Origin of the sequence: Alteromonas sp. KUL150 (assembly GCF_009811475.1) — a bacterium.
Taxonomy (GTDB): Bacteria; Pseudomonadota; Gammaproteobacteria; order Enterobacterales; family Alteromonadaceae; genus Alteromonas; species Alteromonas gracilis.
In genome coordinates this window covers 22,952-42,707 of sequence record NZ_BLIJ01000077.1, presented here as the reverse complement: position 1 = coordinate 42,707, position 19,756 = coordinate 22,952, and the positions used below count along the sequence as shown (strand labels likewise).

The window sequence follows — 19,756 nt, the reverse complement described above, 5'->3', positions numbered from 1 at the left end:
CACCAATCGCTTCGCTAAGTAAAAAGATCAAGAAAGCCCGCTTCATATGATGAAGCGGGCTTTTTTATTGCTTAAGTCTTTCTACTTACACTCAAGATAAGTACTAACAAGTTAGATCAAAACGGTCTGCGTTCATCACCTTCGTCCGCGCTGCAACAAAGTCTTTTTGAAGGTAGTTTCTGTAACCATCTGCAATTGGCTCTAGCGGATCAAACGATTCAGCATAGGTCATGTCGTCAGTGGCATCACCACGTCCTAGTGAGAAAGGAACAGGTACGTCAGGCTCTATATAACGAACTTTTGGTCCTAGGTCGCGGTGAGTAAGTTTAAACCATGCACGAGCGAACACTTCGCTGAAATATTCACGATCGTTATAGAATTTTTCAGAAATTTTTCTATATTCTGGATCCATTTTCATCGCCATATCGGGGTCGGTCATAATAGGGTTATAGCGTTTTGATGGATCTTCAACATCAACAAGCTTATCTTCTTCCTTAATGTTAATTGGTTCCCTCTGCTCAGCACTGGCAGGAGACTTTTTCAGTTCCCAATCGTTATTAAGCAGTAGGTGGAAATATCCGTTGTCCCATTGCGTAGGATTCGTCGTCCACGCGCCTTCAATGCCACTTGATACGGTATCGCGACCAATACTGCGACTCTCATGGTTCATCCAACCAAGACCCGCTTCTTCAATGCCTGCTGCTTCTGGGTCTGGGCCTAACGCTTCTGCGCTTCCGTTACCGTGACATTTAGCGACCGTGTGGCCACCGGCTGCTAACGCAACGGTTTCTTCGTCGTTCATTGCCATACGCGCAAAGGTTTCACGTACGAGGGCTGCCGTTTTAAGTGGATCTGGTTTACCGTTAACGCCTTCAGGGTTTACGTAAATAAGGCCCATCTGCAATTCGGTACGAGCCTGCAGCATGCCACGACATACGAATCATAAGACCGCCATAGTGCCCCCAATCTGCTGGCCACCAAGGCTGTGAATCTGTCATTAAGTCGGTGAGATCTTTTTTAAGGGCTTGAAAGTCTAGTTTTTTAACCTCTTCACGGTAATCTAAGTCCTCTTCCATTGGGGTTGTCTTCGTATCGTGCTGATGCAGAATGTCTAAGTTTAAGGCTTCAGCCCATCAGTCCATTACTGTTGTCCCCGTGGCTGTTAAACCACCATGCATGACCGGGCATTTTTTGTCGAATCATTCACATCACCTAACTTTGCATCGCTCATATTACATCCTCTTTGCCTGTTCGTTTGCGTTATACAACTCACACGTTAGTTAGGTTATAGGATTGACCTATGGGGTTACGCTGTGACACCACCTTCGACATCAAAAAAGCGTTATTCAAGGATAGCCAAAATTTTGGTCTTTCCCACATTACAAAAACATTATCTCATCATATTGGCACTTGCCCATTAGAACTAATACAGGTAAGCCGCTAATCTTTTTCTCATGGCTGACAGCCACAGAATATTGAAGGGTTATGCTTATACTACAGTTAAAGGTATTACTGCAGATTCAGGTGAAATCAGGCTTTTTGATGTAACGAAATACCCATCTCTGAACTAACCTAAACACAGTTCCATTCGAAATTGCCAACATAATATGACCTTATTAATCATGGTTTCCCACAAGAGGTTACAAACAGATCATCCGTACAGTTAAAAAGTCGCTTCGACCTTAATACACTTTAAAGGTCCCAATTCTTGGGGATTTTATTAATAGATTAAGGATGACTTATGCAAGAGTTAAATGTAGAAGAAGTAACACAAGTGTCTGGAGCAATGAGTGACTGGACCTCTGGAGGCATGGCAGTAATAGGCCTTGGGATTGCCGGAGGTCCAGCTACAGGTATATTCGGACTCGCTGTCGGCGGAGCAATGATGTTCATTGGCTATTTCGGCGAGTAAGAAGTGATAAAAGCTCACCTTTGGGCGAGCTTTTAATCTCCACCTAATGAGGGTAAAACACCATGAAACATAAAAAATTGGCTGATTTCACTTACCTAGTTTTGATCTTTACAACGTTCATCGCCTCCTACTTTAAAGATAGCGATTCTTTTTTTTACACATTTACCGTACTAACGCTGGGTTACATAGTCATTCTTCAGCATGGAATTATTCAACGTTTGGATTTTAACGAAGCCCCCCTATCTGTGGGTAATAAATCTATAAATATAGAAAAATGAGATTTGGGGCTGAGAGAAGTTTTGATAAGTAAACTTGCACCACAAACGCCGTCGCAATGTCTACAAAGATGCAACAAAAAAAGCTCGATAAGTAAGGTCGTAACAGACTGCTCTTTTCTAAAAAAACTTCAGTGATTAGGCTATTGAGGTGTTTGGAGGTGGCGGGGCTTTGATAAGTAGGCTCTCCACCGCAGGGAAGCGGTGGCGAAGCCTACAGGGAAGTATTCACGGCGTGCCTACGTTCAAAGGCCCGCCAATGACACTCACCGATTAGCCGTTTACGAAGTCAACGCCTAGCTTGATGTCGCCGCGTAGGCCTTCAAGCATGTCGTTTTTCGCTTTTTCTTCAAATGCGCTTAGCTCGCCGTATGGCAAGATTTCTTCAACACCGTTTGCACCTAGGCGAACTGGGTGTGCGAAGAATGCTGCGTCGTCGCTGTCGTCAGTTTGTACGTAAGTGTACTCAACCACGTTCTCACCTTGCATTGCTGCAACTAGAGATAAACAGAAGCGCGCTGCTGCTTGACCCATAGATAGGGTTGCAGAGCCACCGCCCGCTTTTGCTTCAACAACTTCAGTACCCGCATTCTGGATACGAGTAGTTAGGCTAGACACTTCTTCGTCAGTAAACTCAACGCCTTCAACTTGTGAAAGTAGAGGAAGGATAGTTGTACCAGAGTGACCACCGATTACCGGTACGTGCACTGAAGATACGTCTACACCTTTAAGTTCAGCAACGAAAGTTTCAGCACGGATAACGTCAAGCGTAGTTACACCGAAAAGCTTGTTCTTGTCGTAAACGCCTTTTGCTTTTAGCGTTTCAGCTGCAATAGCTACAGTAGTGTTCACTGGGTTAGTGATGATACCAACACACGCGTTCGGGCAGTTATCAGCTACACCTTCAATTAGGTTTTTAACAATGCCGGCGTTGATGTTGAACAGATCAGAACGATCCATACCTGGCTTACGAGGCATACCTGCTGGAATAAGAACAACGTCTGCTCCAGTAAGTGCACCAGCAAGGTCATCTTTACCGTGACCGGTTACTTTTACCGCAGTTGGGATGTGGCTCAAATCAACGGCAACACCAGGAACTACTGGCGCAACGTCGTAAAGCGCTAAATCTGAACCTGCTGGCAATTGTGTTTTCAACAACAAAGACAGCGCCTGACCAATACCACCGGCAGCACCTAACACGGCTACTTTCATACCATTTCTCCTATGGGATTACTTCACGTATTTAAACGGAACGTCACACTAATGCAACGCGGGGGAAAACTCAATCACCGGATCGTCTTATTAACGTTATTTATGGCGATTTTTATTCGATATTCATTATCATGAATGATTATGCAAAGAAATTGCGCAAAGTCCACCTGTGCGGCACAATATACGCATACTAAATATAATTCCTAACGATAACCCTCAGAAAAGAAAAGAGCGCTAATGGCAAACGCAAAACAAGAGCAACTCATCAAGGCTTTTAAAGAGATTCTCAAAGCGGAAAGTTACGGTTCACAAGGCGAAATTGTGGATGCTTTGAAGTCGCAAAGCTTTGACAATATCAGCCAGTCAAAAATATCAAGAATGCTGAGCAAGTTTGGTGCGGTAAGAACGCGTAACGCCCGTGGTGACATGGTTTATTGCCTTCCCCCTGAGCTTGGTATGCCAACGGCTAAAAGCCCGTTAAAACAGCTCGTATTAGACATTGTGCACAACAATGTGATGGTGATTATCAGAACGAGTCCAGGTGCTGCTCAGCTTATCGCGCGCTTGCTAGATTCTTTGAGCAAAAAAGACGGTGTGTTAGGTACCATTGCCGGCGATGATACAATATTTATTGCCCCCGCAGATGTATCTAAAATAGAAGAGCTAAGACAGCGGGTTGAAGACCTGTTTGAGAACGTTTAAAAAAATGCTTCTGTCTATCAATATAAGTAAAAGTGCCATTGACTAAAGAGCGCTTTGAACGAAATTATGGCTTCGCAAAACAAAGAAACCGCCGTAATAAGGCGGTTTCTTCATTTTTAGTATTAGCACGTTAATTAGGACAGAAGCTTAATGAGCGCGTCTGCTGCTGGGCGTGACGATGGCGGATTTTGACCGGTAACCAATAGACCATCAGTACAAACCTTCACAGCAAAATCATCTGCACTTTCATAATTTCCGCCTTTCTTGACTAACTCATCTTCAACTAGGTAAGGCACTACATCAGTGAGTTCCATTGCAGCTTCTTCGCTATTTGAAAAACCGGTTACCGCTTTGCCGTCTACTAAATACTTGCCATCAGGAGTTTTTACATCCTTCAGCACGATTGGAGCGTGACAAACTGCCCCGACGGGTTTATTAGCAGCGATAGTCTCTTCAATCAATTTGATGGAGTGCGCGTTATCTGAGAGGTCCCACAATGGTCCATGACCGCCAGGATAAAATACCGCGTCGAATTCTTCAGCACGAACATCTTCAAGCGGAATAGTCGAAGCGATTGCACTACGCGCTAACTCATCTTTCGTGTATCGAATTGCATCATCTGTCATGGCATCGTCAGATAGACTGTTAGGATCAATCGGAACCTGCCCTCCCATCGGCGAGGCCAATGTAATTGTATAACCTTGGTCTTTAAATGCGTAATAAGGTGCGGCGAACTCCTCTAGCCACATACCTGTTTTCTCACCCGTGTCGCCCATAATTTCGTGAGACGTCATTACCATTAACATACGTTTTGACATAAGCCCTCCTTGCGAGCATTTAAAAAATGTAACGCCAATTAATTCGTGTGGTGAAGGGTCTTAGATCATAAAAGAAGAGAAGGATCGATTAGTAGCAAATGAGTGAGATAAATCGCAGGCATAAAAAAGTGCCACTTCCTGTTAAGGAGAGTGGCACCTAACACTACAACTTGTAGTTAGTGTTTACTACTTCTTAGAAGCGGTAGTTAACACCTACGCGGATTTCCCAAAGTGATGGACCGCGAGATACGCTCTGCTCTGGTCTTGAGAATGCACTGTACTCGTATTGACCTGCGTCATTGAAGTTTGCTTCTAACACTTGATCACCACCGAAGCTACCCTGACGGAAGTCGCCCCACTGGTCGTTGATTAAGTTAGTCAAGTTTTCGATTACGAAGAACGCGCTTGCTGTGTGACCTTCATAGAAGCCAGGAAGCTCTTGAGATACACGTAGGTCAGCTTTAAACCACCAGTCAGCAGTTTCACTGTTACGCTCAAGGATCTCGCCGCGTTCGAAGCCATTATCTTCAACCCAACGATTGAATGCAGCTTCAGCAACTTCAGCTGTTTGAAGTACATCACCATCACGGTTTGTCTGATCAACAAACACTACGTTCGGGTCGTTTACTTCAGGAATGTAAATAAGCTGACGAGCAAACACACCATCCCAAGGGAACGCTGAGTTGTTGCTGTGAACGTAAGAGAAAGGCTTACCTTCGTTAGCCGTTGCAAACAAGTTGAAACGCGTTGCATAACCGTCAAAGAACTCAGCTGTATAGCCTAGTGAGAAATTGAAACGGTTGCCAACAGCGTAGTCAGACGTTGCTGCAGATGGATTGTTAGGATCGCTAGTTGCAAAGTTAGCGTAGTTCGAGAACGCAACTGCACTTGTCATCGGGTTAGCATCTTCAGCGTCAACATAAGCATATGATGCAGCCATGTCGAAACCATTATCCCATTCTTTGCTTACGCCGATTGAAAGTACAAGCGAGCTACCGTCGTCACTTGAATCCACGTTACCAAGAATAAAGTCAGACGTCTCGTTACGGTCTGCGTCAATGCGCTCGTAAATTGGACGACCATCAAAACGGTTTTGACCTGAGTAAACGATGTTTGCGTCTCTAACAATCGCTGAGTCTTGGCGATCGGTATAGATCATATCGGCATTGATTAGGTAGTCGTTCTCAGTCACGTAGGTGAAGCCTAACGCGTACTTCCACTCAGACGGAATTTCAAAGTCTGGGTCAGTTGCATTCGTGTTTCCGTCACCATCTGTAAGACTAGTGTTCGCCACTTCGTCAAATAGATCTTGTGGTACGTCGAAGATTGGACGACCTTGGCCCGTTAGCGCTAAGTCAAACAATGAAGTAGTACCGCTTACGAAACCATCAATTTGTCTTTCACGCGTACCGATGTTCGTCACACCGTCGTTTGAGTAAGCATTCGAAATCCAAACGTTCGGGTTACCACCAGAGTAAAGACCCAAACCACCGCGTAGCTCTAAGCTTTCATTAACTGTATAAGTAAAGCCAAAGCGTGGTTGAAGAAGGTCGATACCGTCTACGTTAGCCGTATTGGCAAAGCCATAGCGTTCAGTGAAGTTTTCATTCAGGCGAGGCGTGTCGTCTGAGCCGTAAGTATCATAACGAAGACCTGCCATAATTTTTAGGTCGTCGGTTAGATAAAACTCGTCTTGAACATAGAACGTAGTAATATCGAACGCAAAAGACGCGCCAGCGTCAGCTGGGTTGTTTGTACCCGCTGAGTTGTTGTAGTAAATACGGTCAACCAAGCCAGCTTCAAAGTCTTCAATACTTCTGAAACGGTATTCACCTACCGTGTGCTGCATGAACAAGTTAAATACGTCAGTTTCTTCATATTCAACACCAGCTGTAACTTCGTGGTCACCCCAGAAATAAGTACCAGCAAGCTTGAAGTTGAATACTTCATAGTTAAGGTCGTTAGACTGACGAGAATCATCAGGACCGATATAGATACGACCGCCGCCGTCTGTTTCAATTTGCGCTTCAGCAAAACCAGAAGCCGCGTCTAGTGACTGCTGACGATTATCTAGGTCAGTGTGACCGATACGAAGTTCTGTCGTAAAATCGTCAGTCCAGTTTGAGTATAGTGAACCAACAATCGTAGTTAGCTCAGCGCCACGCTCGTAGAAGTGGTTGCTAAGAGAAAGGTTAGTTGAACCACCATCAGACTGACTTACGCTGAAACCGTCGTTCCAGTTGTATACCAATGAAGCACGGTGATCAGCATTAATGTTCCAGTCTAATTTGATTAGAATCTTTTCATCTTCAACTGGTGCAGAACCTGGTGTGCCACCAACATCGTAGCCGTAAACGTTTTGCGCAATTTGAGTAACTTGGTTGATGTCGTCTTGAGTTACACGGCTACCTAGCGCGTTGTAATCATATAACTGAACGCCTTCAAGCTTCTCATATGCAGCAAAAAGGAAAAGGCTATCTTTAATTAGTGGAAGACCAACGTTGAACCCGTAACGTTTTTCAGTGTAGTTACCGTTGTCACGCTCTACGCTGTCAACTTCGTCGCCACGGTAAGAGTCAGACGTAAAGTCATAGAAAACACCACCGTGAACTTCGTTTGTACCTGATTTGGTTACTGCGTTGATATTACACGCAGTGAAGCCGCCGTATTCTACGTCGAAAGGAGCAAGCTCAACCGCTACTTGTTGAATTGCATCGTAAGAGAAAGGCATACGCTCAGTTGGGAAGCCATTGCTGTTTAGACCAAAGTTGTCATTCATACGAATACCATCTAGGGTCAAGCTGTTGTTACGCGGGCTCGCACCACCACAACTAATTGAGTCGTTGAAGCTTTCATCAACGAAAACTCGAGGGTCAACACGAACGATATCGCCGATGCTACGGTTAATAGCAGGAGTATTTTCTAGTGCTTCAAGATTAAATACCGTCTGTGGCCCCGTCGCACCAAACGCTGTTGCAGCTAGTGAACTGCCGCTAACAGAGATAACTTCGATATCACTTGCATCTTCTAGAGTAAGGTTAACGCCAAATGGGTTACCTAGCTCTAGGAATACGCTGTCGATTGTGGTGTCTTGGTACTCGTCAGAATCAACAACAATTCTGTAAGGTCCACCAACGCGAAGACCGCGAAGGTTAAACGTACCGTTAGCACCCACAGTTACTTCACGGGCTGTACCAGTAGGTTCGTGAATAACTGTAACAGATGTTCCCGCAGCAGGTGCACCTGTAGGGGTAAGGATGCGGCCTTCCATTGCAGATGACGTTTCTTGCGCCATTGCAGTGGTCGACAAACCGATTGACAGCGCAACCGCAGCCGCGATGCGGCTGAACTTAGCTGATGAGCTCATGTGTGTGTTTCCCTTTTTGTTTAAAATTCTTTTTTTCGGCCAAAGACTGCACATAAATCACGCAGTGTGCTTGCATCTTAACCGGAACCTGATGAATTGTCGTCAAGGTTCATGTCATTTTTATTACACTTTTACATTTTTATTTAACAGCAATCGTACGAGATTATTGAGTTTGCAAATTTTTTCTTGACCACATGGTCAAGTTAATTTACTTGTTATTATTATTGCTGACCCGCTTCGATTTGCTGGATCTATTCTTGACAGACGGGCAACTAATAAACAGCGTTTAATAAAAATCAGGTTTACCCATAAAAAACCTTTAATTATTAATACATTAACACATTAAAATAAACTTACCTATTGCAATAAATAACCTTAACTGATGAAATCACATTATAAATCGTTAATTCATTCGGTCGTTTTTTTGACTAATTTCAGAATTGTTGCTTCAGGAAAATGGATAATTTTTATTTTGGCCGCTGTTAGTTGTGGTTCGATAAACTATTTTCTAAATTCTGCATCGTATGGCGATATCGCGCCACAAACTGGTCATTACATAACCTGCAAGACTGGTCTTGAGGGTAACAATGATGTTTTTTCTGTTTATGTTACCGATGGCAGAATCGCAGAAATGGCTAGCGAGCGTTTGTGTGATGATAAAATCATCAAGCGTCAATATGGCGAGGTGAAGGTAACTATCGGTCAAAGCGACTATGACACCTTCCGTTACATTAACCACGGCGTGGTTAACTTGGCGCTGGTAAAAAGTAATGTGGTTGATGCGTTTGGCGCAGATCAGATATATGGGTTAACGAAACTAGCTTCCCATCCAGATTATTCAGCGTTTTTTATTGCCTTGAGAGAACGACCACTGCTTTCAAAAGAGTATTTGCTAGGAAAAAGCATTGGACTTTTAGATTATCCAAGCAGCCGCTCTGGCCACATTGTGCCGAAAACCGTGATACAGAATATTGGGTTAAGTGACAGCAACGTAAACATTGTTTACTACAGTTCTCATCAAGAATTGAGGCGAGCCTTACTCGCCGGCGAAATCGATATAATTTCGTCCTATTGGGCTGAAGAAGATAGTGAGAACTTTTCCAAAAACTATGCAACGCCCCTTCAAGAGGATGTTAGCGGCATGCAGTGGTACTTAAAAATGCTGACGCAAAACACGGATCTATTTTGTGCCATGCAAACGGTTGTAAACGAGATAGCTATGTCACACCCAAGGCCTTATTACAAAACGATTACACTTGAAGAAGGCTGTAACTAATGAGTAATAAATCTCTCAACTGGAAGCCTAAGCCTTTTATCTTTTTTATATTCTTTGCACTTTTTGCGTGTATACAGTGTGTGGCTCTCGTCGCACAATACTGGTCTCATCAATCATCAATTCATGAAGCAGTCGACAAGGTAGAACGAAGAATAAGCTTGGATAGCGCCTTTCTTGACGTAGGAAACAGCACGCTAAATACGCCCGTTAATCAATTTGCAATTATTAGGTATCTAGAGAAACTCAATAAGGCGCTCAACGATGGAGGTTATCCAGTTCTTGTAAAGAGTATTCAGAATGTTGAGGACGATAAAGAAGATTTTACATCTTACAGTTCTATTATTAATGCTAATTTCAAGAACGCAGAACAAACGATTACCGCAGAAATTCGAGCCGTTGGAACGCTAAGTGCGCTCTCTTTTAGCTGGACTGCACTGCTGTCGTCACTACTATTGACCCCTATTTTCAGTGTCTCAAATAAGGTTAAAAAGAAACCAATGTCGCTAGAAGAAGTGATTCCGCCTTCACCGAAGCTGGTAATCAATCTTCAGGAAAAAACAATTTCAAATGGTATCGACGATAAGGTCGTTACCCTGCAAAACAAGCCACTTTGCTTTTACACTGCACTGGTGAAATATTGCATTGAACATCCCGGTGTACCACTCCCCCCGCACAAAGATGTGCCAAGTGAACTATTAGCCCTTGCAAATAAAAGTTTTGGTCGCTTAATTGAACTTGGCCACACAAAACGTAAGCGCCCAGATTTCAACGCAAATCTTGACAAGACGTTAAGCGAAATTAGAGCAGCTCTAGACGAAGTATTCTCTTCATTCAGCGAAGAGAAAGAAACGTATTACCCACCGCGGGCTCAGGGCGAGGGTTCTCGGTCTAAACAACACTCTTACGCAATACCATCTATCAAGCAAGAGGATATAACAATCATCGGTAACTAACTAAAAACTGACCACTTGGAGAGCTTTTTGTCATTTTTTGCTAATTAAGTAAACAGCCTGCAATGCCTTGAAAATACAATAAAGTTCTAGCAAAGACCGATCCAAAAACAGATAACTTGTGAATATATCATTGATTCGCGAGGCCTAAACGCGTATCTTTGCACCAACAAAACCAGCTTTATAGTACTATGCAATCGCCACTTATTATTGCCATTTCTGGGGCTTCAGGCTCTGGAAAGTCTCTTTTTACAAAAAATTTGTTCAACGGCTTCAGTGCTCAGGGTCGTCCTGTTCAAGTACTGCGTGAAGATCACTATTATCGTGCGCAAGACCATCTTCCGATGGAACAGCGTGAGAAAAATAATTACGATCACCCTAATGCCTTTGAACATGAACTATTAAAAGCACATCTGCAAGCTTTGCGCGAAGGTCAGCCGATTGATTATCCGCACTACTGCTATAAAACGCATACTCGATTACCTGAAACAGAACGCCTTAATCCGGCTCCTGTTATCATTCTCGAGGGTATTATGTTGTTGGCTCGAACAGATTTGCTTCCTCTTTATGACGTTAAGATTTTTATTGATACGCCTCTAGATATTTGTCTGATGCGCAGGATGATGCGTGACCTTAAAGAACGTGGTCGCAGTATCGAGTCTGTTGCTAAACAGTACGAAGAGACTGTAAAGCCTATGTATCATCAATTTATCGAACCAAGCCGCTTCACTGCCGACGTAGTAGTGACGCAAGGTGGTAAAAACCAAATTGCATTAGATGTGATCAAATCACACATTCAGCAAGCGCTTCTTTAAGGGAACATTTCTATGGTAAGTTTACTGGGCATTGCAGTCCTTCTGGGTATTGCTTTTGCGTTATCATCAGCGAAACGCAGTATAAATTTGCGCACCGTGGGTGGCGCATTTGCTATTCAAGCATCCGTTGGCGCATTTGTCCTGTATTCTGAGCCTGGAAAAGAGGTTCTGTTAGCATCAACAGAGTTTGTTGCCAATATTATTGCTTATAGCCAAGATGGAATTAACTTTTTGTTTGGCCCTATTGGCGACAAATCTATAGCCTTTATATTTGCGTTTAATGTACTTCCGGTTATCGTATTTTTCTCCTCCTTGATTGCAGTTCTTTATCATTTAAAAGTGATGAATATCGTAATAAAGATCATCGGTGGCGCGCTACAAAAGCTATTGGGAACAAGCAAATCGGAATCAATGTCTTCGGCCGCTAACATCTTTGTTGGGCAAACTGAAGCACCATTGGTCGTGCGTCCTTTTATTCCTAATATGACTACATCTGAGCTATTTGCGGTTATGGTGGGTGGATTGGCTTCTATTGCGGGCTCGGTAATGGCCGGATATGCAGGTATGGGTGTAGAGTTAAAATACCTACTTGCAGCCAGCTTTATGGCTGCTCCTGGAGGGTTGCTTATGGCAAAGATAATATTGCCAGAGACAAACACTGCCAGCATAGAATCTAAAAATGTGGAAGCGGAAGATACCGTTTACGCTAATGTGTTTGACGCTGCCGCCAGTGGTGCATCGTCAGGCATGCAGCTTGCGCTAAATGTGGGCGCAATGCTACTCGCTTTCATTGCACTTATAGCGATGGTCAACGGCCTTATAGGCTGGAGTGCAGGACTATTTGGCTATGAAAACGTAACGTTTGAAGGGATCCTGGGTTATGTACTTCAACCTCTTGCATGGGCAATCGGCGTCCCATGGGACGAAGCACAACTTGCAGGCAGCTTTATTGGTCAGAAAATGGTGGTGAACGAATTTGTTGCCTACCTTAACTTCTTGGAAAACCAAGCACAGCTATCTGAAGCGTCTCAGGCCATTATCACCTTTGCTCTTTGTGGTTTTGCAAACTTCTCTTCTATCGCAATCTTGATGGGTGGAATTGGTGTAATGGCACCAACACGCAGAAATGAAATTGCGCGATTAGGATTAAAAGCAGTTATCGCAGCTACGCTATCTAATTTAATGAGTGCCGCACTGGCAGGCTTTTTCCTCTCTCTAGGTTAAAGATCATTAAATTAGACCAGTTGGTCAAGAAAAAACTAGACTAACTAGTCAGGTTTCTGTAAATTACGCGCCAATTCATCGCGGGGTTGATTTATGTCAATTTCTGCGACTTTTTTCTGTAGCCCGTCTACCTTTATAATGCCGCAGTCAAAATATACGGGATAAAGTTATGCAATTAGTTGCTGTTGATTACCAAGCGGAAAACGCACAAGAAGAATTCGTGAAGTCACTTCGCGAGACGGGGTTCGGTGTTTTGAAAAATCACCCTATCCAACAGTCATTAGTTCAAGGTATTTACGACAATTGGCAGGGCTTCTTCGACAGTGAAGAGAAGAATGATTACCTGTACAACAAAGGTAAACAAGACGGATTTTTCCCTCAGAGCGTATCTGAGGTAGCTAAAGGCTTTACGAAAAAAGATATTAAAGAGTATTACCACTTCTATCCATGGGGTCAGTGCCCTGAAGCACTACGTCCTCAAATTTCTCAATATTATGAGGAAGCAAACACGCTAGCGAAAGAGCTGTTGGGCTGGATAGAGAAGCATTCTCCTTCAGAGGTGAGTGATAAGTACAGTCAACCGCTAGGCGATATGATCAAAGATTCTGATCAAACCTTGCTACGTATACTGCACTACCCACCACTAAAAGGTGATGAAGAGGTAGACGCAATTCGCGCCGCTGCGCACGAAGATATTAACTTGATTACTATCTTACCTGCGGCTAACGAGCCAGGATTGCAAGTACAAGCTAAAGACGGTAGTTGGATTGACGTTCCTTGTGATTTTGGGAACTTAATTGTGAATATTGGCGACATGCTTCAAGAAGCATCAGGCGAATATTTCCCATCAACTACTCATAGGGTTGTAAACCCAGATGGTGCAGATATGACGAAATCTCGTATCTCGTTGCCACTGTTTTTACACCCAAGACCAGATGTTGTTCTTTCAGAACGCCATACCGCAGGGTCATACCTGCAAGAGCGCCTTCGTGAGCTGGGCGTTATATAAATTAAGTTCCTTTTGTAGTGTTATTCTTTTGCCGCAGCTAGTCTGCGGCTTTTTTTTACCTACTAGCTATTGCTGCAAGCTTTGAAGTATAGCGTTGCCTATCCTGTTCGTTGGGTGAATGCTTAACGGCCTGCTGTAAATAGCGCTGGGCTTCACTCACATCTCCTAACTCATGATGTGCTTTCGCCATGCCAAAGAGTAACTCATGACGGCTTTTATCCAGCCTTAGGCCTTTTTCGTAGTGGCTAATTGCTATCTCGATATCACCAGAATCGAATGCTTGCTCTCCCAAAATATAATGGTAAAAAGGATTGGTTTTGCGCTTTGTTTCTACCATTTGCGTAATGCGGGAAGCTTCAACGTCTCTGTCTTGATAAATATAAAGAATAGATAAATTTTCCCACGCTGTTAGGTTATCGTCATTAAGCGATAGCGCATGTTTATAGGCTAATTCTGCTTGTTCGTATTCATCGACCATGCGATATAACACGCCCAAGTTAACCCAGCTTTGCTGTAACTCTGGCGATAGTTTCGCCGCTGAGCGAAAATAACTGTAGGCTCGGGTGTAACTATTGGCCACCAGAGCGTCCGCTCCCTTGTTGTTGTAGTACATTGATATTACTTTGTTAAGAGATACGGCGTTACGCGGAAAATAATTTCGTAACATCTGAGGGTCGAAATCGACATCAGCCCAAGCGCCGCCAAGGGCTGCAACTACACCATCGTTAGGCACTGATACTCGCAAATTAATATGGCCATTGAGCAGGCTATATCCGTCTCTACGCGTCCAGTATTCGGGGATATCTACCTCGTAGAATGTCGCATTGAGACCCACATGCTCAGCAAGAGCGTAAGTCATAATTGACAATGAAAGGCAATTTGCCGCGCGGTTGTGGAAAGTAGTATTCGCAGTAGTGTTTGCGCTGTTGCGATAAAGCATACCCTGGTCGGCATGATCGAATATTGCCTTAACGAAGCCTTTCACATTCTTTTGTAAGATGCTCTTCTCATACACCGCTTTTTCCGCAAAGCGCTTTGCGTCTTCATCTAAGAAAAATATCTCTTCAGGGGTTTCAACGGGAAACAAGCTGTATGCAGGGAACAGGCTGTCATTAAGTAAGGTGGGCGCAGCGTCAGTCGTTTCCGTTTCAGTAGACTTACACGCCCCTATTATAATACTAAACAATAATAAGGCAGTTACTCGAGCATTCATTACAGGCACCCTTTTTGTGTACTCGATGCTATAAGTATAGCTCACCACCCGATTTTCACATTTTATTTACATCCCGACTTTTTATCTATTCGGCGCAAATGTTCATCTCGTGCTTTTCCGAGGCGAAGCAAGCTTTTTGTAAGATTACGGAAAGTTAATCATCAATTAGTACCTTTCTACCGTAAGCATTGTCAGTTCAGTAACGCTCGCTAGCTGGATGAAGTGGCAAGTAACTAGAGAGCACATAGTTTCGTGTTAAATTTTTAATCATGTATAGGAAATAGTATGAAAAAGTTAATTAGTGCGTTTGTCGTTATTCTTTTTAGTGCTTCAGCTTTCGCTGGGCATCATAAAGATGCTGAAAATATGGACATCGTAGATACCGCAGCTGGTAACAAAATGTTCTCAACCCTTGTCACCGCGGTAAAGGCTGCTGATTTAGTGTCTACGTTAAAAGGTGACGGTCCTTTCACCGTGTTTGCTCCTACTGATGAAGCATTTGCGGCCCTACCAGCTGGTACCGTTGAAATGTTGTTGAAGCCAGAGAACAAGCAAACGCTTGTTCAAATTCTGACTTACCACGTTGTAGCAGGTAAAGTGACGGCAGAAGACGTATCAACGCTTTCTAATGCAACGACGGTAGAAGGTAGTCAAGTAGACATCTCGGCGAAGATGGGCAACGTTATGATCAACAATGCGAAGGTAATTAAAGCGGATATCATGACAAGCAATGGCGTAATTCACGTGATTGATACTGTATTGTTGCCTGCTGAAGTAGCGGCTGCATTATAATATAAAGAAATTAAAAAAGACTCTGAAGCACTGATACGTCAGTGCTTCCGTTTTTTTAAACCCTCGATCCAATCCTTTATACTTCTCGTACAAATTTGCTTACTAGATGCTAGACAAATTAAACGTTACAAAAGTCTGAAAAGGAGTTCTTATGTTTTCGGTATATACCTACAGCATTGCTGGTTTACTGGTAATTTGTTTGACCGTTTTTGTACAGAATATCGTGGCTGCGATTGCACATCGAAAACAGTCAACCTACATCCCGGGTAAAGTAAGCGAAGAGTTAAGTCACGATAGTTTTGTTTTTAGAAGTCACAGAACGTTTCATAATTCGCTAGAAAACGTGCATCAATTTACACTTCCCGCGCTGTTTTGTATATTTTTAGGTGCGCCGACCAACATCTTGGCATCGCTCATTTGGGTATATGCACTGTGCAGAATTATCCACATGGCCCTTTACTATGCTATTGCGACTGAAAAGAATCCTAGCCCAAGAAGCTATTTCTACATGATTGGCGTGCTCTGCAACCTTGCCGTTTTCATTCTCGCCTTCTTCCAAGTGTTTACCTAAAATCATTTCGATAAACCAAAAGTAAATGTCGTTATATTCAACTTATGTTTAATCCACTTTTGAAGCTTACAGGAGTAATGTGTGTGGTAGATGGTTCCTCCCGCAGATAGGACTGAGTGTGTATAATAAACAGGTCGGCGAACGCACTTTAGATGATTGCACTGTGTTAATTGTCGACGACCAAGCGAGCAGCAGACTGGTGCTAGAAACGCTACTTGAAGATATGGTTTCTTGCGTTTCTGTAGCCTCAGGGCAAGATGCGATCGATTATTGTAAATTTCGCACACCAGACTTAATTTTAATGGACGTTTCTATGCCTGAACTTGATGGGCATGAGACAACGCTATTATTAAGAAAAAAACCTTCCCTTGCTAACATTCCTATTATTTTTGTCACCTCTTCTAGCTCTGATGAAGAAGAAAATAAATGCTGGGATTCTGGATGTGTCGATTTCGTTTTAAAGCCCGTAAACGCATGCACCTTGCGCAATCGGGTAAAGTCACACCTAAACCATAAGCTAAGATATGATTTACTTGAAAAGCTTATCTACATTGACAAACTCACCGGCGCCTACAACCGACACTATCTAGATGACTATCTTCCGCGTTTGGTAAAAGATGGGCTACGCAATGTTTGTCCTCTTGCCTTAGTCATATTCGATGTGGATTATTTCAAGTTATACAATGATATGTATGGGCACTTAGACGGAGATAGCTGTCTATGGAAGGTAAGCAAAACCATCAATGAAGCGCTGCTACGACCCATGGATAAGTTGGTAAGGATCGGGGGAGAAGAGTTCTTGGTCATATTGCCTAACACTGATCTTGAAGGCGCAAAGTTGGTAACAGAGCGGTTACTTACGACTGTCTATGACCTCAACCTCCCCCACGCAGCTTCTGAATATGAACGCGTTACACTGAGTGCAGGGTTAGCGATTAAACAAGCGGACGACAATAAAACCATCGATTATGTCATGTTAGAAGCGGATAAAAATCTGTATTTGGCAAAGACAGGTGGTCGAAACCAATTGAAAATGCCCTCGCTAGCGAAAAGCTTATAAGTGACTAGCCAAGCTGATACCTTCCCACTGCTTTTGTATGTAAAAGCGTCTCTAGCAAATGCTCTTGAGTGATACCCAATTCATTCAGCTGTGCGAAAAACAACTGTATAGTGGCGAGCGCATCATCTAAAGCATTATGAGCAGGGAACACGGGTAAATCTAAACGCTGTCGGCACACTGTAAGTGTTGCACTGTTGTTCGGTAGCACCTGATGCTGCTTGTTTAATTGGTACAAAGCCAATTGGAGGGTATCGATATACATGATCTCTATTTGAGGAAGCTGGCATTGCTTAAACGCAGAATTTAGCGCCATAAGGTCGAGTCGGGCATTGTGAAATAATAAAATGTTTTCCTTGAATAGCGACGATATCGCGGTCAATGCTTCTGCTATGTCTTCACCTTGTGCCAGAATATCTTGCGTTAGTCCATGGATCACTGGGCTTTGCCCCAAGTCCCCGTTTGTTTTGATAATGTGATAGCCGCTCGAAGAAAGGGCCATACGCCCGGCTCTACCCACCACATAACCCATTGACGTAATTTGTGACTTGTCTGCATCTAACGAAGTGAGCTCCAAATCTAACGCTACAAACGTGGTATCGCAAAGACGCCTATCGCGTAGATAGCGTCTAAATTTATTTCTCTTAAAAAGAAATGAACTACAAGCATGTATAAATTTTTTCATCATAGCGGCTAACTTACACCGCCAGAAAATTTCATCACCATGGCTTGATTAGTACGATCAATCGCTTTAAATGCGGCTTTTAACTGATGCTTTTCTATCGAAGATAGCATTGATACGGATACTCTGTTGTCCGTAACTTTGTTTTCTAACTGATGACGCCAGCGCAAACGATTTAAGAAAAGCCAAATATCTCTGAGGTTAGCCGCATCTCGCTTAGAAAGCTGAGAGCTTGAAGAAAGCGCGTCTAAGCGAGCGAGTGTATTGGGAAGCAATATACCGTCTGCAAGCGCATAAATACGGGCAATATTATTAATGAGTGCAACTGCTCGAGTTTTAAGATCAATAACGTCCTTTTCCTTGCGTTTGTCGTTTTTAGCTTTTTCATAAATAAACTTTTGAAACATCGATAGAGGAACCGATATTTCATTACTGTGCCTAGCTAAGGCCGCTAAAAACATATTTTGCTGCATTAAAGGGGCTCTGCGCTTTTGTAGCTGTTTAAATAGACTGACATCACCTGCTGCACATCGCACATCAAGAAAAATATTAAAATGCATAATGGCATCTTTTGTAGGCGCATTAACCCATTGCTTCGCCTCTTCCACTGCCTCATCTAGCGATAAGCGAAGCGTGGGGTTACTGGCCATAATATTACCATCACATAATTTTATACCGCATTTCGCAAGCCCGTTGCAGACATACTCTGCCATAGCAGCAAAGTAGTCTGCTTGCGACTCTGTGGGGCGATTTGCGAGCAACAGTCCATTGTCTTGATCAGACCCCATAGTCTGATCTTCCCGGGCTTGAGAACCATAAACCAGCCACGAAAACATCATGGGTGCTTTGCCGTGGACCTGCTGAAAAAAACCGATCAACTTTCTGGTCATGATGTCTGTTGCCTGAGACAAAATTTTTCCCGCAATGTCATAATCGCCGGCTTTTTTTGCATGCGCCGAAAAATAGTGAGGAAGCTGCCAAGATAAACGAGTTAATTCATATAAATTCTCTGCTTTGCTCAGTTCGCCGATAATAAAAAGAACGTTTCCTCGTTGGTGGCGAATAATGTCACTTGCCGTAACCATACCTAATGGCACAAGCGACTGATGATCAATGACGGGTAAATGATGAATATTACGTTCAGTCATTAACGCTAACGCATCGAATAATGTTCTGTTTCCCATTATTTGGGCAGGGTTAGGCGTCATTATGTGGTCAACCGACAACGACGTATCTAATGACGTGGCAACCACTCTTGATCTAAGATCCCGATCGGTCACAATGCCGATAAGTTTGTCTTCTTTAGTCACCAGTAAGGATGAAACTTTCTGCTCTGTCATCAGCTGAGCAGCCGCTGATATTGACGTTATTTCCTCCACCGAAACGGGCGATTTTTCGATAACATCTGAAAGACCTTTATACAACCACATGGAATTGGTATCAGATATCGCATAATTTTGCAGGGCATTATTTCGAAGTCCATCAAAGAAATGGCGTATCGCGGTATCTTCAAATAATGGCTCAATCACGGCAGCATCAAAACGATAAACTAACCCCGGACTATCCACGCTAATATTTAAGGAAAATGGACGTTTTTCCATGATGCTAGCATAGCCGAAGTAATCCCCTTCACTTAAATGACGTAGGGGCGCATCTGAATCTTGCACAGAAAATTGACCACTTTGAATTAAGAAAAGCGCCGGAGCACCTTGCTGAAGTTCAGCAACAATATCAGCCGTCACGTAGATTAAATCTGCGTGTTTAACTAATTGCAGCTTCTGTTCGCTATCGAGGGTATCAAGCGGCGCCGACGTATTCAGAAAGTCTTCAACTTGTTTAGCCATTGCAGTCATAGAAATCGTCCAGTGATAGGGTTTGTTC

16 protein-coding genes and 1 pseudogene are annotated in these 19,756 nt (G+C 43.3%); 10 read left to right on the top strand and 7 right to left on the bottom strand.

What is annotated here, in order from left to right; translation table 11 throughout:
- Nucleotides 1-271: 271 nt before the first annotated feature.
- A pseudogene (locus tag GVO62_RS18160) lies at nucleotides 272-1,178 on the bottom strand (peroxidase family protein); the annotation flags it as partial.
- 563 nt (nucleotides 1,179-1,741) lie between these two features.
- Here GVO62_RS18160 and GVO62_RS18155 point away from each other — a divergent pair.
- Nucleotides 1,742-1,912 (top strand): hypothetical protein, encoded by a 171-nt coding sequence (locus GVO62_RS18155; protein ID WP_159120451.1) that lies wholly within the window; start codon nucleotides 1,742-1,744, stop codon nucleotides 1,910-1,912.
- A gap of 548 nt (nucleotides 1,913-2,460) precedes the next feature.
- Here the strand turns inward: GVO62_RS18155 and mdh are convergent.
- A complete protein-coding gene (gene mdh, locus GVO62_RS18150) occupies nucleotides 2,461-3,399 on the bottom strand; it encodes a malate dehydrogenase (RefSeq protein ID WP_159120450.1) in 939 nt (312 codons plus the stop codon).
- Between the two features lie 237 nt (nucleotides 3,400-3,636).
- On the opposite strand from mdh, the gene argR reads away from it, so the two are divergent.
- Nucleotides 3,637-4,101 (top strand): transcriptional regulator ArgR, encoded by a 465-nt coding sequence (gene argR, locus GVO62_RS18145; RefSeq protein ID WP_105930397.1) that lies wholly within the window; start codon nucleotides 3,637-3,639, stop codon nucleotides 4,099-4,101.
- A 134-nt stretch (nucleotides 4,102-4,235) separates the two neighbouring features.
- On the opposite strand, the gene GVO62_RS18140 is transcribed toward argR, so the two are convergent.
- The gene (locus GVO62_RS18140; protein ID WP_105930398.1) at nucleotides 4,236-4,919 is read right to left on the bottom strand and encodes a type 1 glutamine amidotransferase domain-containing protein; all 684 of its coding nucleotides are present in this window, start codon (nucleotides 4,917-4,919) and stop codon (nucleotides 4,236-4,238) included.
- Between the two features lie 193 nt (nucleotides 4,920-5,112).
- Nucleotides 5,113-8,286, bottom strand: a complete 3,174-nt coding sequence (locus GVO62_RS18135; protein WP_159120449.1) for a TonB-dependent receptor — start codon at nucleotides 8,284-8,286, stop codon at nucleotides 5,113-5,115.
- Nucleotides 8,287-8,668: 382 nt separating this feature from the next.
- On the opposite strand from GVO62_RS18135, the gene GVO62_RS18130 reads away from it, so the two are divergent.
- From GVO62_RS18130 to GVO62_RS18110, 5 genes are all read left to right on the top strand, one after another.
- Nucleotides 8,669-9,562 (top strand): PhnD/SsuA/transferrin family substrate-binding protein, encoded by an 894-nt coding sequence (locus tag GVO62_RS18130; RefSeq protein ID WP_159120448.1) that lies wholly within the window; start codon nucleotides 8,669-8,671, stop codon nucleotides 9,560-9,562.
- Nucleotides 9,562-10,515: a hypothetical protein gene (locus tag GVO62_RS18125; RefSeq protein ID WP_159120447.1), complete on the top strand. Its 954-nt coding sequence runs from the start codon at nucleotides 9,562-9,564 to the stop codon at nucleotides 10,513-10,515. The genes GVO62_RS18130 and GVO62_RS18125 overlap by 1 nt, the downstream gene beginning before the upstream one ends.
- 188 nt (nucleotides 10,516-10,703) lie before the next feature.
- Nucleotides 10,704-11,327, top strand: a complete 624-nt coding sequence (gene udk / locus GVO62_RS18120; RefSeq protein ID WP_105930445.1) for a uridine kinase — start codon at nucleotides 10,704-10,706, stop codon at nucleotides 11,325-11,327.
- 12 nt (nucleotides 11,328-11,339) lie between these two features.
- A complete protein-coding gene (locus GVO62_RS18115) occupies nucleotides 11,340-12,551 on the top strand; it encodes a NupC/NupG family nucleoside CNT transporter (protein ID WP_159120446.1) in 1,212 nt (403 codons plus the stop codon).
- Nucleotides 12,552-12,720: 169 nt separating this feature from the next.
- Entirely contained in the window at nucleotides 12,721-13,560 is an 840-nt protein-coding gene (locus GVO62_RS18110; RefSeq protein ID WP_105930403.1) for an isopenicillin N synthase family dioxygenase, read from the top strand.
- Nucleotides 13,561-13,615: 55 nt separating this feature from the next.
- Here the strand turns inward: GVO62_RS18110 and GVO62_RS18105 are convergent, their stop codons facing one another.
- Nucleotides 13,616-14,773, bottom strand: coding sequence for a tetratricopeptide repeat protein (locus GVO62_RS18105; RefSeq protein WP_159120445.1), 1,158 nt, complete (start codon nucleotides 14,771-14,773; stop codon nucleotides 13,616-13,618).
- A 285-nt stretch (nucleotides 14,774-15,058) separates the two neighbouring features.
- Here GVO62_RS18105 and GVO62_RS18100 point away from each other — a divergent pair, with 285 nt between their 5' ends.
- The 3 genes from GVO62_RS18100 to GVO62_RS18090 all read left to right on the top strand — a co-directional run bounded on the left by GVO62_RS18100 (nucleotide 15,059) and on the right by GVO62_RS18090 (nucleotide 17,196).
- Nucleotides 15,059-15,565: a fasciclin domain-containing protein gene (locus tag GVO62_RS18100; RefSeq protein ID WP_120963511.1), complete on the top strand. Its 507-nt coding sequence runs from the start codon at nucleotides 15,059-15,061 to the stop codon at nucleotides 15,563-15,565.
- Nucleotides 15,566-15,716: 151 nt separating this feature from the next.
- Nucleotides 15,717-16,136, top strand: coding sequence for an MAPEG family protein (locus GVO62_RS18095; RefSeq protein ID WP_159120444.1), 420 nt, complete (start codon nucleotides 15,717-15,719; stop codon nucleotides 16,134-16,136).
- A 118-nt stretch (nucleotides 16,137-16,254) separates the two neighbouring features.
- A complete protein-coding gene (locus GVO62_RS18090) occupies nucleotides 16,255-17,196 on the top strand; it encodes a GGDEF domain-containing response regulator (RefSeq protein ID WP_159120443.1) in 942 nt (313 codons plus the stop codon).
- Between the two features lie 4 nt (nucleotides 17,197-17,200).
- On the opposite strand, the gene GVO62_RS18085 is transcribed toward GVO62_RS18090, so the two are convergent.
- Together GVO62_RS18085 and GVO62_RS18080 are read right to left on the bottom strand one after the other, a co-directional pair.
- Entirely contained in the window at nucleotides 17,201-17,881 is a 681-nt protein-coding gene (locus GVO62_RS18085) for a 3'-5' exonuclease (RefSeq protein ID WP_159120442.1), read from the bottom strand.
- Nucleotides 17,882-17,886: 5 nt separating this feature from the next.
- The gene (locus tag GVO62_RS18080) at nucleotides 17,887-19,728 is read right to left on the bottom strand and encodes a DUF294 nucleotidyltransferase-like domain-containing protein (RefSeq protein ID WP_159120441.1); all 1,842 of its coding nucleotides are present in this window, start codon (nucleotides 19,726-19,728) and stop codon (nucleotides 17,887-17,889) included.
- Nucleotides 19,729-19,756: the final 28 nt, after the last annotated feature.